We start from the raw sequence: 16,062 nt of genomic DNA, 5'->3' as shown, positions 1-16,062 counted from the left end.
CGTTTCAATGCGCTGGTTGCTTGCCCTGTTCTGCCTGTCGTTCGTTACCGTCTCCCAAGCGTCATTCGTGACTACCGTGACGCCTGCGAATACCCCGCTCATCGAGAAAGTCCTGGTGCTCAAATCGGCTCATCAACTGCAGTTGATCGCCGACGGCAAGCCACTCAAGACCTATCGCATCTCCTTGGGCAAGGGCGCGAAAAAAGGCCCGAAACTGATTGAAGGCGACAAACGCACGCCGGAAGGTTTCTATTGGATCGACTGGCGCAAGACCAGCGACAAATTCAACCTGTCGATGCACATCTCCTACCCGAACATCACCGATTCGGCCCGCGCCCGCCGCGAAGGCGTCGAGCCTGGCGGGATGATCATGATCCATGGCACGCCGGATTCGGCAGACAACCCGGAAAACCTGTTCCACACCCTGGACTGGACCGATGGCTGCATCGCCATGCGCAACGTCGACATGCGCGAAGTGTGGAACATGGTGCCGGACGGCACCATGATCGAAATCCGCCCGTAAACTCCGACCGCTGGTCACCCGCAAAAAAATAAATCAAAAGATCGCAGCCAGCGGCAACTTCTACAGAGGTGATACCACTTCAACCTGTAGGAGCTGCCGAAGGCTGCGATCTTTTGCTTTTCAGCACCCGCCTGTAATACCACTTAAAACCACCACCCCTCAAAGCCCCGATATTCGCGGGCTACAGCCGATTTCACCGCATTGACATGGTATTCAAGTGGTATTAGTTTTCGCCCGACAGCCGACTTAAAACAATCCTACATCGGTGCCGGAAACGACTGACATGAATGACCTCCAGGCCTTACGCCCCGACGACACTCAACCGACACCGTTGTACCTGCAACTGGCGCGCAACCTTGAAGCCGCCATCCATGCCGGCCAGTGGAAGTCCGAGCAGGCGATGCCTTCGGAGCGCAACCTCAGCGAGTTGCTCGGCATTTCCCGAGTCACCGCACGCAAAGCGTTGGAAGTGCTCCTCGATCAAGGGCTGATCCGTCGCCTGCAAGGTTCCGGCACGTTCATCACGCCACGTCTTGAACAACCGTTGTCGCGCCTTTCCGGGTTCAGCGAGATGCTGCGCTTGAAAGGCTTTGTGCCCAGTTCGCAATGGCTGGAACGCGAAATCACCCTGCCGACTCACGAAGAATTGATCCGCCTCGGCCTGTCGCCGAACGACAAGGTCGCGCGCATGAAGCGTCTGCGCAAAGCCGATGACACGGTCATGGCCATCGAAATGAGCACCCTGCCCGCCGCGATCATGCCCAAGCCGCAACAGGTCGGCGATTCGCTTTACGAATACCTCGACGGTATCGGCAAACCGATCGTCCGCGCCCTGCAGCACATCCAGGCGATCAACGCCTCGGACGAGTTCGCCGCGCTGGTTGGCATCGCCCCCGGCACCGCGATGCTGCTGATGACCCGGGTCGGCTACCTCGAAGACAACACACCCATCGAAGTCACCGACACCTATTGCCGCAACGACTACTACGACTTTGTTGCAGAGCTGCGTCGATAAGAGCAGCCAAAAGCGAGAATCAAAATGTCCGAAGACAACATCCTCACCGCTGACGGCTGGATTCGCGGCCGGCTGATCCACGAGCACGGCAAAGTCGTGGCGATCGAAGGCGTGTCCTGCGATCCAGCGAGCAATGACTTGCCGTATCTGCTGCCCGGCTTCATCGATCTGCACGTTCACGGCGGCGGCGGCAAAGACATCATGGAAGGCGCCAGCGCGTTCGAAACCATCACCAAGACCCATGTGCGTTTCGGCACTACGTCGCTGCTGGCCACCACCATGACCGCGCCGAGTGCCGAGATCTCCAGCGTCCTGAAGGAAGTCGGAGAATTCTGCGAACAGCGTCCGAAAGGTGCCGCGCGCGTCCTCGGCGTCCACCTCGAAGGCCCGTACATCAACCCCGGCAAACTCGGTGCGCAACCGAACTTTGCCCACACCGCGTTGATGGCCGAGGTCGAAGAATATCTGGCACTGGCGCCAATCCGGGTGATCACTATCGCCCCGGAAATCGCCGGCCACGACGCGTTGATTCGCGAACTGAGCAGCCGTGGTGTGCGCATGCAGATCGGCCACACCCTCGGCAGTTATGAGGAAGGCGTTGCCGCACTGGATGCCGGCGCGACCAGTTTCACTCACCTTTATAACGCCATGAGCCCGTTGCATCACCGCGAGCCGGGCATCGTCGGCGCGGCATTGGCCCACGCCAAATTCGCCGAATTGATTCCGGATTTGCTCCACGTGCATCCCGGCGCGATCCGCGTGGCCCTGCGCTCGATACCGTGCCTGTATTGCGTGACCGATTCGACCGCTGCCGCCGGCATGCCCGACGGTGAATACAAACTGGGCAGCCACACCGTGACCAAATGCCTGGGCGGCGTGCGCCTGCCCGACGGCACGCTCGCCGGCAGCACCCTGACCATGGATCAGGCCCTGCGCAACCTGGTGAAGATTGGTTTGCCGATTGCCGAGGCTTCGCAACGTCTTTCGCAATTCCCCGCCGACTACCTCGGCATCAACGAACGCGGGCGCCTGCAACCCGGGGCCTGGGCCGACTGCGTGCGGCTCGATCGCTCACTCACACTGACCGCCGTCATGGTCGAAGGAGAAGACATTGACTTCAAAAATGCTTGAGGAGGCACTGTCCTCGTTTGAGGCCGTGCAAGCCCAGCTGCAACAGCTCGACCCGCAAATGATCGAGATCGCCGGGCGCCTGCGCCGTCAGCCGCCGCAAGTGGCGATGACCGTCGCGCGTGGCAGCTCCGACCACGCGGCGAGCTATTTCGCTTATCTGACCATGCAGCAACTGGGCGTACCGGTAGCGTCGTTGCCGATGTCGGTGGTGACCATGCAGCAGGCGCCGTTGAAAGTCAGCGGTCAGGTCGCCTTCGCCTTTTCGCAATCGGGGCAGAGCCCGGATCTGGTCAACAGTCTGCGTCTGCTGCGCAAGCGCGGCGCGCTCAGTGTGTCGATGGTCAACGCCGCCGATTCGCCACTGGAAGCGGCATGTGAATTCAGCCTGCCGCTGCTCGCGGGGACGGAAAGCAGTGTCGCCGCGACCAAGAGTTTTATCGCCACCCTCAGCGCCAGCGCCCGCTTGATCGCGCACTGGAAAGAGGACAGCGAATTGCTCGAGGCCGGCAACGCCCTGCCCGAAGGCCTGCGCGAAGCCGCCCAACAAGACTGGAGCGTCGCCATCGAAGCGCTGCGCGATTGCGAGCGTTTGATGGTCATCGGCCGTGGCGCCGGTTTCGCCATCGCTCAGGAAGCGGCGCTGAAATTCAAGGAAACCTCGGCAATTCAGGCCGAAGCGTTCAGCAGCGCCGAAGTTCGTCACGGCCCGATGGCATTGATCGACGAACACTATCCGCTGCTGGTCTTCGCCCCACGCGGTGCCGAGCAGGCTGGCTTGTTGAGCCTGGCAGCCGAAATGCGTCAACGCGGCGCCCGTGTGTTGCTGGCCGCGCCGGACGATGTGAGCGAACGCGACCTGACCCTGACCCGCGCCGAACACCCGGCCCTTGATCCGATTCTGGCGATCCAGAGTTTCTACGTGATGGCTGCCGGCCTGGCCGTGACCCGTGGCATGGACCCGGATCAGCCGCGTCACCTAAGCAAAGTTACCCGCACGCACTAACAACTGCTGATTGATGCACAACCCTGTAGGAGCTGCCGAAGGCTGCGATCTTTTGATTTTGATTCACAGAAACACAAGATCAAAAGATCGCAGCCTGCGGCAGCTCCTACAGGGGACATCGAACCGAGATCTAACCGATGAGACCGAGCCATGCACAACAACAATAAAGAGCTGACCCTCAGCGCCCCGCTCAGCGGCCCGGTGCTCACGCTCGCCAAAGTCCCGGACGCGGTGTTCGCCAGCGGCGCGATGGGTGACGGCATCGCCATCGACCCGCTCAACGACACGCTGTACTCGCCGTGCGCCGGGGTGATCATCCACGTCGCGCGTACCGGCCACGCACTCACCGTGCGCGCCGACAATGGCGCGGAAATCCTCCTGCACCTGGGCCTCGACACCGTTGAGTTGAACGGCGAAGGTTTCTCGATGCTGGTCAAGCAAGGTGGCCGCGTGACCAAGGGTCAGCCGTTGTTGCGCTATGACCTCGACAAGGTCGGCCAGCAATGCAAAAGCCTGGTCAGCCTGTTGATCCTGACCAACAGCCAGGATTTTCAGGTGCGGCCGATCACGCTGAAATCGGTGAAAGTCGGCGACCCGCTGCTGCACATTGTGGCGCGCAACGGTTTGACGGCGAATGTTGCAGAGGTTGGCGGGCCAGAAGTTCACGGGCATGTGTTAGTGGCCCATCGCGGTGGTTTGCATGCGCGCCCTGCCGCGTTGATTCGGCAAACTGCGCAGGGTTTCAACAGCCAGTCGCAACTGCACTTCGCCGGCAAATCGGCGCCGTGCAACAGCCTCATCGGTTTGATGGGCCTGGCAGTGGGCGAGCAGGATGAAGTGCAGGTCAGCTGTCAGGGCCCGGATGCGGAAGCGGCGCTGCAAGCATTGCTCACGGCATTGGCGACGGCGCTGCCGGAGGATCATCACGCGGCGGTACCAGTCAGTGTTGCGCCGGTTAAGCGCCCAGCCGAAGCGGGTGTGTTGCACGGCGTGTGCGCTGCGCCAGGACTGGTCGGCGGGCCGCTGTTTCGCTTGAACGCGATCAGTCTGCCAATGGATGCGGGCAATCACGATCCGCTGCAACAACAGCAGGTGCTCGATGCGGCGCTAACTCTGGTGCGCAACGAAATCAACAGCACCCTCGCCCAAGCGAAACAGCACAAGAACGCCGACGAAGAAGCAATCTTCGCCGCGCATCTGGCACTGCTCGAAGACCCGGCACTGCTCGACGCCGCACAACAATCCATCGAACAAGGCGCTGCGGCAACTCACGCCTGGAGCCAGTCGATTGATGTGCAGTGCGAAGTGCTGCAACACACCGGCAGCGCACTGCTGGCCGAGCGCGCCAATGATCTGCGCGATCTCAAACAACGTGTTCTGCGCGCATTGCTCGGCGAAGCCTGGCACTACGACGTTCCGGCCGGCGCCATCGTTGCCGCGCATGAGCTGACGCCCTCGGATCTGCTGCAACTCAGCGCCCAAGGCGTCGCCGGGTTGTGCATGGCCGAGGGTGGCGCGACTTCGCATGTGGCGATTCTCGCTCGCGGTAAAGGTCTGCCGTGCATGGTGGCGCTGGGCTCGGCGTTGCTTGATCAGCCGCAAGGCCAATCAGTAGTGCTCGACGCTGACGGTGGACGTCTCGAACTGGCAACAAATGCTGAACGTTTGTCTGAAGTTAAGCAGGCGCAAATCGACCGTCAGCAGCGTCGCGATGCGCAACAAGCCAAGGCTCACTTGCCCGCCGAAACGCGAAATGGCGTGCACATCGAAGTCGTCGCCAACGTCGCCTCCAGCGCTGAAGCAGCCGATGCCTTTGCCAACGGTGCCGATGGCGTCGGTCTGCTGCGCACCGAGTTTCTCTTCGTCGATCGCCAGACCGCGCCGGATGTCGAGGAACAGCGCTGCGCCTATCAAGTCGTGATCGATGCGATGGGCGATAAGTCGGTGATCATCCGCACCATCGACGTCGGCGGCGACAAGCAACTCGACTACCTGCCACTGCCCATCGAGGCCAACCCGGTACTCGGTCTGCGCGGCATTCGTCTGGCTCAGGCCCGCCCGGAAATCCTCGATCAGCAATTGCGCGCGCTGCTGCAAGTCAGCCCGCTGCACCGCTGCCGAATCCTGCTGCCGATGGTCACCGAAGTCGACGAGCTGCTGCACATTCGCCAACGCGTGGATGCGCTGTGTATCGAGCTCGGCGTGAGCCAGCGCCCGGAAATCGGCGTGATGATCGAAGTCCCCGCCGCCGCGCTGCAAGCCGAACAACTCGCCGAGCACGCCGACTTCCTCTCCATCGGCACCAACGATCTGTCGCAATACACCCTGGCCATGGATCGCGATCACGCCGGTCTGGCCGCCCGCGTCGACGCCTTGCACCCGGCGCTACTGCGGCTGATCGCCATGACCTGCGAAGGCGCGGCGGTGCATAAGCGTTGGGTGGGTGTGTGCGGCGCCCTCGCCTCCGATCCGCTGGCCACGCCGGTGTTGATCGGCCTGGGCGTCAGCGAACTGTCGGTCAGCCCGGTGCAGATCGGTGAGATCAAGGATCGCGTGCGCCAGGTGCACGAAGCCGAATGCCAGCGCCTCAGCCGCGACCTGCTCAAATTGAGCAGCGCCGCCGCCGTGCGCCACGCCTGTCATCAACATTGGCCTCTGCGCTAACAAAAACAACAAGGACAAACGCCATGTACCAACTCTTCATCGAAGGCCTGCAACGCCTCGGCCGCGCGCTGATGCTGCCGATCGCGATCCTGCCGATTGCCGGCCTGCTCCTGCGTCTGGGTGACACCGACCTGCTGAACATCGCGATCATTCACGACGCCGGCCAAGTGATCTTCGCCAACCTGGCGATGATCTTCGCCATCGGCATCGCCGTCGGTTTCGCCAAGGACAACAATGGCACCGCTGGCCTGGCCGGGGTGATCGGTTATCTGGTGATGATCTCGACGCTCAAGGTGCTCGATTCGACCATCAACATGGGCATGCTCGCCGGTATTGTCAGCGGCCTGATGGCGGGCGCGCTGTACAACCGTTTCAAGGACATCAAGTTGCCGGAGTACCTCGCATTCTTCGGCGGTCGGCGATTTGTGCCGATTGTCACCGGGTTTGCGGCGGTCGGTCTGGGCGTGGTGTTCGGCTACATCTGGCCGCCGATCCAGCACGGCATCAACGCCTTCGGCGCGCTGATGATGGAAAGCGGCAGCATCGGCGCGTTCGTGTTTGGCGTGTTCAACCGCCTGCTGATCGTCACCGGCCTGCACCACATTCTCAACAACATGGCGTGGTTCGTGTTCGGCAACTTCACCGATCCAACCACCGGTGCGCTAGTGACCGGCGACCTGTCGCGCTACTTCGCTGGCGATCCGAAGGGCGGCCAGTTCATGACCGGCATGTTCCCGATGATGATCTTCGGCCTGCCGGCCGCGTGCCTGGCGATGTACCGCAACGCACTGCCGGAACGCCGCAAAGTCATGGGCGGGATTTTCCTGTCGATGGCGCTGACGTCGTTTTTGACCGGGGTGACCGAGCCGATCGAATTCGCCTTCATGTTTCTGGCACCGCTGCTGTATCTACTGCACGCGCTGCTGACAGGGTTATCGATGGCGATTACCAACGGGTTGAACATCCATTTGGGCTTCACCTTCTCCGGTGGTTTTATCGACATGATTCTCGGCTGGGGCAAATCCACCAATGGGTGGTTGGTGTTCCCGGTCGGTCTCGCCTACGCGGTGATCTACTACGTCGTCTTCGACTTCTGCATTCGTCGCTTCAATCTGAAAACGCCGGGGCGTGAGGATGTGGCTACTGCCGAGAAAGCGGTGCTCACTGAAAACGAACGGGCCAGTGCTTACATCAAGGCATTGGGCGGCGCTGAAAATCTGCTGACAGTTGGCGCCTGCACCACGCGGTTGCGACTGGAGATGGTCGATCGCAACAAGGCTTCGGATGCTGATCTGAAAGCGCTGGGCGCGATGGCGGTTGTGCGTCCGGGCAAAGGCGGGAGTTTGCAGGTTGTGGTCGGGCCGATGGCGGACAGCATTGCCGATGAGATTCGCTTGGCGATGCCAGCGCTGGGGCGTGCAGTTTTGGTTGAAACGGCTGTTGCTGATGAGCCGAAAGTTATGGCCGTTGCCGGTTCCGAGGCGCAGCAATGGCTGAACGCATTGGGCGGTGGCGACAATGTGCTGCAACTGGATTGTATTGCGATGACGCGGATTCGGTTGCAACTGGCGGATGGCAAGGCGATGTCTGAGGCGCAGTTGAAGGATTTGGGTTGTCACGGTGTCAGCCAGTTGGAGGGTGGGGTTTGGCATTTGCTGGTGGGCGATAAGGCGGCGAGTTTGAGTGGGGCACTGGAAAGCCTGGTGAGTCGTAGCGAAGTTAGCGTGAAGGTTTAATCGACACAAAAAACCCGGCTTAGGCCGGGTTTTTCATCACCAACAAATTCGGCTCAGGATGAATGCTGTTCCGCTTGGTAATGGCGGGTCTGAAATGGCATCAGTGTTTGAACCTTCAATCCAAGACTTTCTGCTAACCCCCAAGAGACGGCCAATTCATCTTTGCGATTGCGTAATGAAACCTTCGTTTGAGGCTCAACATCCTGCTTCGGTGTCGAGTGTGCGAAAAGCTCCAACGCATGAAGCGTTTCCAATACGCGGGTATCCGAGACACACGAGAAACGCGTAAATCGCTCCAACAGGTAGGCGGCGCGGCGACGTTCAATGTCATCGCTATGATGTTTCAGAAAGGCCTTCACCTCGCTTTCAACATTTGAATCCGAGTACCAGACTTCTTTCGCAGCCCTCACTAGTGCAACGTCATCGGCCTGATTCAGAGGGCTTCTAACGAGAGTGTCTAATGCGGATGAGAGGACGTGAGCGTCATTCAGCTTCGTCATCTGCTTTCTCCAGATAGTCTTGCAGCTTAGTCAGAAGAGCTTCGCGAGCAAGCTCGCTCCCACAGTTTTAGTTGTGTTGAGGCTTCGAGAACCGGTTGACTTTCAGGCCGTCATCGCTGGCAAGCCAGGCTCCCACAGGTTCTTCACTGTTCTCAAAATCGTGCACGACCTTGTGGGAGCCAGCCTGCTGGCGATGAACGATGACGCGGTCGTCAGGTTTGCGGATCGACTCGATCCAGCGCCCGGTTTACCGCGAGTTCGGCGAGCATGATGATTTGCTGGATGGCCAGTGCCGTGCTGCGTTGCAAGCCGCCTAGCTCGGTTGCGAAGTTGCTGGCCATGGCGTTGGCTGAGGCCAACGACTCACAGGCGTGGGCGAGCAGGCTTTCGGTGTCGACGCTGGGGTGGACGAGGAACATGGTGCTGGGTTGTCGGGGTTTGAAGGGTTCGGGGCTGAGGTAGAAATCGAGGGCGCGTTTGATGGCTTCGCGGTTTTTGGCGAGGTCTTCGGCGTGGATGGCGGCTTCGAGTGGGGTGGTGGTGTCGGGGGGTGGATCGGGGATCAGTTTGTCCATCGAACAAGTCCTTTAAGTGTTGCAGCCACTTGCTCCCGATCTCACTCGAAGAAGAGGTGGCAGCCATGTACGGAGTGAGATCACCGATAGAACCCCAAAACCGGCCGGACCGAAGTCCGCCCGTACATAGCCGCCATAAGGAATTGCTGACAGCATTAGCTGGCCGCAATTATGGGGGCACTTGTCTGGGGATCCAAATCGGGTATCTCACCTCCCGGTCGCTGAATTGGCAGCGACAGGCAAAGACTAGAGAGCGAGCGTCCGACGGACAACCTGAAAACCATGTGGGAAGGTTCGGCGAATTCGACACAGATTTAAACAGATCAGATTTCTTTGGTGACTGGACTGGCGCCATCGCCAGCAGGGCTAGCTCCCACAGTTGGAGAAGGTACATTCAGACAGAGATTGGTCGGCTGGCGGGCCGCCATCGCTGGCAAGCCAGCTCCGACAAAATCAAGATCAGAAGATCGCAGCCGTCGGCAGCTCCTACACAGGATGAGCGCAAGCTCGGCTGCGGCTTTTGATCTTGATCCACCGGCCCCGTCGGCAGGCTGAGTGGAGGGATTTATCCGGGGGTGGGAGCGCAGCGACCGTTTGGCGCAGCCAAATGCATCGAGAGGAGGTGCAGCGAAGCAAACCGGAGGCGATGCGCCCGGATGAATTGCGGAGCGAAGGAACCCCGAGCCTTAGCGAGTGGGCCGAACGTTGGGGCACAGACCTTTGGTTCCTCTGGGGCGTTTGCCAAAGGGACTCGCTGTAAGAGCGAAACCGTCAGCCGCAGCAACCGAAGAAACGGATATTCACCCAGTCAGCCAGAACATGGCCGCCTGTCAGGGCGCCATCGCTGGCAAGCCAGCTCCCACAGTGGAATGAGATCACCCACAAAATCGGGGGCAACAAAAAACCCGCAGACAATCACTCATCTGCGGGTTTCCTGTTTCAGCCGCAAGGAAGATCAGAAATCTTCCAGCCGCCACACCTCATAAGCCGGTGTCTCGTAGGGATGACTAAGCTTCAAAGCCGCCACAACAGCAACGATCAACTCATCCGCCACCACAAGCTCAACCTTCCATTCCTCAACCCGCTCAACCTGCCCCGCCTCACCCATAAACGGCTGACTGCCGTCCAAAGGTCGAAACTGACCAGACCCAAGCACCTGCCAAGCACAGTGGTCATAGTCACCGATCCGCCCACCACCCGCAGCGAACACAGCCCCTTTGACCACCTCGACATGACTGTCAGGAACAAAAAACGCCAACTTGTACACAGGCCTTAGTTAACCCAGACCCGAGCATTACGGAACATACGCATCCAAGGTGCGTCCTCGTTCCAGTCTTCCGAACGCCACGAGTTCTGCACGGCACGGAACACACGCTCCGGGTGCGGCATCATGATCGTCACACGGCCATCACGGCTGGTGAGACCGGTAATCCCGCGCGGCGAACCGTTCGGGTTGGCCGGATAACGCTCGGTGACCTTGCCATGGTTGTCGACGAAACGCATCGCCACGCAACCGGACAGATCGGCTTCCAGCAGTGCTTCTTCGCTGGAGAACTCGGCGTGACCTTCACCGTGAGCGATGGCGATCGGCATACGCGAACCGGCCATGCCCTGCAGGAAGATCGAGTTCGATTCCTGGATCTGCACCATCGCTACGCGCGCTTCGAACTGCTCGGAGCGGTTACGCACGAAGTGCGGCCAGAACTCGCTGCCCGGGATCAGCTCGTGCAGGTTGGACATCATCTGGCAACCGTTGCACACGCCGAGGGTGAAGCTGTCGTTACGTTCGAAGAAACCCTGGAACGCATCGCGGGCGCGGCTGTTGAACAGTGCCGACTTGGCCCAACCTTCACCGGCGCCAAGAACGTCGCCGTAGGAGAAACCACCGCACGCCACCAGACCTTTGAACTCGTTCAGGTCGACACGGCCAGCGAGAATATCGCTCATGTGCACGTCGATCGCGTTGAAACCGGCGCGGTCGAACGCAGCCGCCATTTCCACCTGACCGTTGACGCCCTGCTCACGCAGCACGGCAACCTGTGGGCGAATGCCTTTCTTGATGTAAGGCGCGGCGATGTCCTGGTTGACGTCGTAGCTCAGCTTGACGCTCAGGCCAGGGTTGTCTTCTTCCAGCAGCACGTCGAATTCTTGCTCGGCGCAGTCGGCGTTATCACGCAGACGCTGGATCTGATAGCTGGTCTCGGCCCACTGACGTTGCAGCAGACGGCGCTGGCCTTCGAACACGGTGTCACCGTTGAAGGTGATGTTGATCTGGCCATTGTTGATCGGCTGACCGATCACCGACACGCAGTCGCCCAGACCGGCCGCGCTGAACTGCGCGAGGATGTCTGGCGTGGCGTCCTGACGAACCTGGATGACGGCACCCAGTTCTTCGTTGAACAGGATGGCAGCGATTTCGGCCGAGGACTCGGCAACGCTGTCGAGGTTCAGGCTCAGACCGCAGTGGCCGGCGAAAGCCATTTCCACCACGGAAGTCAGCAGACCACCGTCGGAACGGTCGTGGTAAGCCAGCAGGTGACCGTCGGCGTTGAGGCCCTGGATCACGGCGAAGAAGGCTTTCAGGTCTTCGGCGTCATCGACGTCCGGTGCGTGTTTGCCGAGCTTGCCGTGTGTCTGAGCAAGGATCGAAGCACCCATGCGGTTCTGACCGCGACCGAGGTCGATCAGGATCAGGTCGGTGGTGCCCTTGTCCATGCGCAGTTCCGGGGTCAGGGTCTGACGGATGTCAGCCACTGGCGCGAAACCGGTCACGATCAGCGACATCGGCGAGGTCACGGTTTTTTCTTCGCCGTTGTCGTTCCAACGGGTGGCCATGGACATCGAGTCCTTGCCCACCGGAATGGTGATGCCCAGCTCAGGGCACAGTTCCATACCGACCGCTTTCACGGTGTCGTACAGACGCGCGTCTTCGCCCGGGTGGCCGGCAGCCGACATCCAGTTCGCCGACAGTTTGATGTCGGAAATCTTGTTGATGCGCGAAGCAGCGATGTTGGTCAGCGTTTCGCCGATGGCCATGCGGCCCGACGCCGGAGCGTCCAGCAGTGCCAGCGGAGTGCGCTCGCCCATCGCCATCGCTTCACCGGTGTAGACGTCGAAGCTGGTCGCGGTGACGGCAACGTCGGCCACCGGAACCTGCCACGGGCCGACCATTTGGTCACGGGCCACGAGGCCGGTGATGGTGCGGTCGCCGATGGTGATCAGGAAGCTTTTGCTGGCCACGGCCGGGTGATGCAGAACGCGTTCGATGGATTCGCTGATGTCGAGGTTCGACGGATCGAAGTCATCGCCCAGCTCGGCTTCACGAACCACCGAACGGTGCATGCGCGGGGCTTTGCCCAGCAACACTTCCAGTGGCATGTCCACCGGGTTGTTGCCGAAGTGGCTGTCGGTCACGGTCAGTTGTGGCTCGGCAGTAGCTTCACCGACAACGGCGAACGGGCAACGCTCGCGTTCGCAGATCGCCTGGAAGCGCTCGAAATCTTCCGGGCCGACCGCCAGAACGTAGCGTTCCTGGGATTCGTTGGACCAGATTTCGTGCGGGGCCATGCCCGGCTCGTCGTTAGGAATGTTGCGCAGTTCGAAACGGCCACCGCGGTCGCCGTCGTTGACCAGTTCCGGGAAGGCGTTGGACAGACCGCCCGCGCCGACGTCGTGGATGAAGCTGATCGGGTTCTTGTCACCCAGCTGCCAGCAACGGTCGATGACTTCCTGGCAGCGACGCTCCATCTCAGGGTTTTCACGCTGTACGGAAGCAAAGTCCAGATCCGCCGAGCTGGTGCCGGTGGCCATCGAAGAAGCGGCGCCGCCGCCCAGACCGATGAGCATCGCCGGGCCGCCAAGGACGATCAGCTTGGAGCCAACGACGATCTCGCCTTTCTTGACGTGTTCTTCGCGGATGTTGCCCATGCCGCCAGCGAGCATGATCGGCTTGTGGTAACCACGAACTTCGTCACCATGCGGAGTGGTGATCGACTGTTCGAAGGTACGGAAGTAGCCAGTCAGGGCCGGACGACCAAATTCGTTGTTGAACGCAGCGCCGCCGAGCGGGCCTTCGATCATGATGTCCAGCGCGGTAACGATGCGCTCAGGCTTGCCGTACGGCACTTCCCACGGCTGTTCAAAGCCTGGGATCTGCAGGTTCGACACGGTGAAACCGGTCAGGCCAGCCTTCGGCTTGGCGCCACGGCCGGTTGCACCTTCGTCACGGATCTCGCCGCCGGAACCGGTCGACGCGCCCGGGAACGGAGCGATCGCGGTCGGGTGGTTGTGAGTCTCTACCTTCATCAGGATGTGCACCGGCTCCTGCACCGCGCCGTACTGGCGGGTTTCAGGGTTCGGGAAGAAACGGCCGGCAACGTTGCCGACGATCACCGAGGCGTTGTCCTTATAAGCCGACAGAACGCCTTCGCTGTGCATCACGTAGGTGTTCTTGATCATGCCGAACAGGCTTTTTTCCTGGTTCTCACCATCAATATCCCAACTGGCGTTGAAGATCTTGTGGCGGCAATGCTCGGAGTTGGCCTGGGCGAACATCATCAGTTCGATGTCGTGCGGGTTGCGCTTCAAGCCGTTGAAGGCGTCGACCAGATAGTCGATTTCGTCTTCAGCCAGGGCCAGGCCAAGCTCGGTGTTGGCTTTTTCCAGCGCGGCGCGACCGCCACCAAGGATGTCGATGGCCGTCAACGGCTTCGGTTCGGCGTGGCTGAACAGACCGGCGGCCTGCTCGAGATTGGCCAGCACGATCTGGGTCATGCGGTCATGCAATACGTCGGCAATCTGCTGCGCTTCGGCTTCGCTGAACTGACCGGCCACGTAGAAGGCGATACCGCGCTCCAGACGCTGGATCTTGCTCAGGCCGCAGTTGCGAGCGATATCGCTGGCCTTGCTCGACCATGGCGAGATGGTGCCGAAACGCGGCAACACCAGAAACAGACGGCCGGTCGGCTCTTGAACCGGAACGCTTGGACCGTACTTCAGAAGGCGCGCAAGCACCTGCTGTTCGTCGCCGGTCAGGACGCCGGTGACTTCGGCGAAGTGAGCGAATTCAGCATACAGGCCACTGACAGCTGGAACCTTCTGGCTCAGTTGCTCAAGGAGTTTGCTGTGGCGAAAGGCAGAAAGGGCAGGAGCGCCGCGCAGGATCAACATCTTCGGGACAGCCTCGGGAAGGGGTGTGCTTTGAGGCCGTGCATTCTAGCCTAAACCGCCCTCAACATCACCCGAAACGCTACGCACGGTTGCACTCGGACACCAATCTGTGTTTCTGCCTCCAGAGTCAGATAAATCGACCGCGCAACGGCGGCTTATTTTTACTGTAACAAAAAGCCGCGAAGTCCCATTCCTGTGGGGTTTCGCTCGATTCTGTGATCAATAGCAGACTCGTCCTACGCTGTCGAGATATGGCGCCCGTGGCCGTTTGCGTATACTGCGCAGATGTTTTTCCCAACGGCTTTGCGTCCGCGGTACGCCAAATGGCTGATCGCAACCGGACTCTTCCTGATGCTCGGTGGTTGTGTTGATAAACCCAACACACTCGAGCGCGTAAAGGAGGATGGTGTGCTGCGGGTGATTACCCGTAACAGCCCCGCCACCTACTTTCAGGATCGCAGCGGTGAAACCGGCTTCGAATACGAGCTGGTGAAGCGCTTCGCCGACGATTTGGGTGTGGAACTGAAGATCGAGACCGCTGACAACCTCGACGACCTGTTCAATCAGATCGGCAAACCGAACGGCCCGGTACTGGCCGCCGCCGGTCTGGTCAGCAGCGAACAGCGCAAGAAACAGGTGCGGTTCTCGCATTCCTACCTCGAAGTCACCCCGCAGATCATCTACCGCAACGGCCAATCGCGGCCGACCGACCCGGGCGATCTGGTCGGCAAGAAGATCATGGTGCTCAAGGGCAGCACCCACGCCGAGCAACTGGCCGAGCTGAAACAGAAATTTCCCGGCATCGAGTACGAAGAATCCGATGCGGTTGAAGTGGTCGACTTGTTGCGCATGGTCGATGAAGGCCAGATCGACCTGACCCTGGTCGACTCCAACGAAGTGGCGATGAACCAGGTGTACTTCACCAATATTCGTGTGGCCTTCGACCTCGGCGATGCGCGCAGCCAGAGCTGGGCGGTAGGCCCGGGCGAAGACAACAGCCTGCTCAATGAAATCAATGCCTACCTCGACAAGGTGCAGAAAAACGGCACGCTGCAACGCCTGAAGGATCGCTATTACGGTCACGTCGATGTTCTCGGCTACATGGGCGCCACCACCTTCGCCCAGCATTTGCAGCAGCGCCTGCCGAAGTACGAGCAGCACTTCAAGAATTACGCGAAGAAAGAGAAAGTCGACTGGCGCCTGCTGGCCGCCATTGGCTATCAGGAATCGTTGTGGCAGCCGACCGTCACCTCGAAAACCGGTGTGCGCGGCCTGATGATGCTGACCCAGAACACCGCGCAGGCGATGGGCGTGTCCAACCGCCTCGACCCCAAGCAGAGCATCATGGGCGGCGCCAAGTACCTGGCTTATATGAAGGATCAGCTCGACGATTCGATCAAGGAACCGGATCGCACCTGGTTTGCCCTGGCAGCCTATAACGTCGGCAGCGGTCACCTGGATGACGCGCGCAAGTTGACGGCCAAGGAAGGTTTGAACCCGGACAAATGGCTGGACGTGAAGAAGATTCTGCCGCGTCTGTCGCAGAAGCAGTGGTACAGCAAGACGCGTTATGGCTACGCCCGAGGCGGCGAGCCGGTGCATTTCGTGGCGAACATCCGTCGCTACTACGACATTCTGACTTGGGTAACCCAGCCGCAGCTTGAGGGCGATCAGGTGGCTGAAGGCAATTTGCATGTGCCGGCCATCGACAAGTCAAAACCCGCGCAAGAACCTGCCCCTCTTTAA

11 protein-coding genes are annotated in these 16,062 nt (G+C 60.3%); 7 read left to right on the top strand and 4 right to left on the bottom strand.

The annotated features are described in order from the left end of the window. Nucleotides 1–7 precede the first annotated feature (7 nt). From AC3Y64_RS05070 to nagE, 6 genes are all read left to right on the top strand, one after another. Nucleotides 8–523 (top strand): L,D-transpeptidase family protein, encoded by a 516-nt coding sequence (locus AC3Y64_RS05070; RefSeq protein ID WP_158955919.1) that lies wholly within the window; start codon nucleotides 8–10, stop codon nucleotides 521–523. Nucleotides 524–806: 283 nt separating this feature from the next. Continuing rightward, nucleotides 807–1,538, top strand: a complete 732-nt coding sequence (locus AC3Y64_RS05065; RefSeq protein WP_489986657.1) for a GntR family transcriptional regulator — start codon at nucleotides 807–809, stop codon at nucleotides 1,536–1,538. Between the two features lie 24 nt (nucleotides 1,539–1,562). Then, nucleotides 1,563–2,669 carry an N-acetylglucosamine-6-phosphate deacetylase gene (gene nagA, locus AC3Y64_RS05060; protein WP_489986656.1) on the top strand — a complete coding sequence of 369 codons (1,107 nt, stop codon included), beginning with the start codon at nucleotides 1,563–1,565 and terminating at the stop codon, nucleotides 2,667–2,669. After that, on the top strand, nucleotides 2,650–3,672 hold the full coding sequence (locus AC3Y64_RS05055) for an SIS domain-containing protein (protein ID WP_489986655.1): 1,023 nt from the start codon (nucleotides 2,650–2,652) through the stop codon (nucleotides 3,670–3,672). The genes nagA and AC3Y64_RS05055 overlap by 20 nt, the downstream gene beginning before the upstream one ends. Nucleotides 3,673–3,822: 150 nt before the next feature. After that, nucleotides 3,823–6,336: a phosphoenolpyruvate--protein phosphotransferase gene (gene ptsP, locus AC3Y64_RS05050; RefSeq protein WP_489986654.1), complete on the top strand. Its 2,514-nt coding sequence runs from the start codon at nucleotides 3,823–3,825 to the stop codon at nucleotides 6,334–6,336. 23 nt (nucleotides 6,337–6,359) lie between these two features. Beyond that, nucleotides 6,360–8,072 carry an N-acetylglucosamine-specific PTS transporter subunit IIBC gene (nagE, locus tag AC3Y64_RS05045; protein ID WP_489986653.1) on the top strand — a complete coding sequence of 571 codons (1,713 nt, stop codon included), beginning with the start codon at nucleotides 6,360–6,362 and terminating at the stop codon, nucleotides 8,070–8,072. Between the two features lie 53 nt (nucleotides 8,073–8,125). Here the strand turns inward: nagE and AC3Y64_RS05040 are convergent, their stop codons facing one another. The 4 genes from AC3Y64_RS05040 to purL all read right to left on the bottom strand — a co-directional run bounded on the left by AC3Y64_RS05040 (nucleotide 8,126) and on the right by purL (nucleotide 14,316). Then, nucleotides 8,126–8,572: a hypothetical protein gene (locus tag AC3Y64_RS05040; protein WP_489986652.1), complete on the bottom strand. Its 447-nt coding sequence runs from the start codon at nucleotides 8,570–8,572 to the stop codon at nucleotides 8,126–8,128. Nucleotides 8,573–8,784: 212 nt separating this feature from the next. Then, nucleotides 8,785–9,147 carry a DUF6124 family protein gene (locus AC3Y64_RS05035; RefSeq protein WP_489986651.1) on the bottom strand — a complete coding sequence of 121 codons (363 nt, stop codon included), beginning with the start codon at nucleotides 9,145–9,147 and terminating at the stop codon, nucleotides 8,785–8,787. Nucleotides 9,148–10,102: 955 nt separating this feature from the next. Continuing rightward, nucleotides 10,103–10,414 (bottom strand): YqfO family protein, encoded by a 312-nt coding sequence (locus AC3Y64_RS05030; protein ID WP_158955933.1) that lies wholly within the window; start codon nucleotides 10,412–10,414, stop codon nucleotides 10,103–10,105. Between the two features lie 5 nt (nucleotides 10,415–10,419). Further along, nucleotides 10,420–14,316, bottom strand: a complete 3,897-nt coding sequence (gene purL, locus AC3Y64_RS05025) for a phosphoribosylformylglycinamidine synthase (RefSeq protein ID WP_460107438.1) — start codon at nucleotides 14,314–14,316, stop codon at nucleotides 10,420–10,422. Between the two features lie 285 nt (nucleotides 14,317–14,601). Here purL and mltF point away from each other — a divergent pair, with 285 nt between their 5' ends. After that, nucleotides 14,602–16,062, top strand: a complete 1,461-nt coding sequence (mltF, locus tag AC3Y64_RS05020) for a membrane-bound lytic murein transglycosylase MltF (protein ID WP_489986650.1) — start codon at nucleotides 14,602–14,604, stop codon at nucleotides 16,060–16,062.

It is taken from the genome of Pseudomonas sp. 4CAES_32.4 (assembly GCF_058136335.1).
Note: the sequence above shows the minus strand (reverse complement) of the source record. Positions and strands in the feature narration are given on the sequence as shown.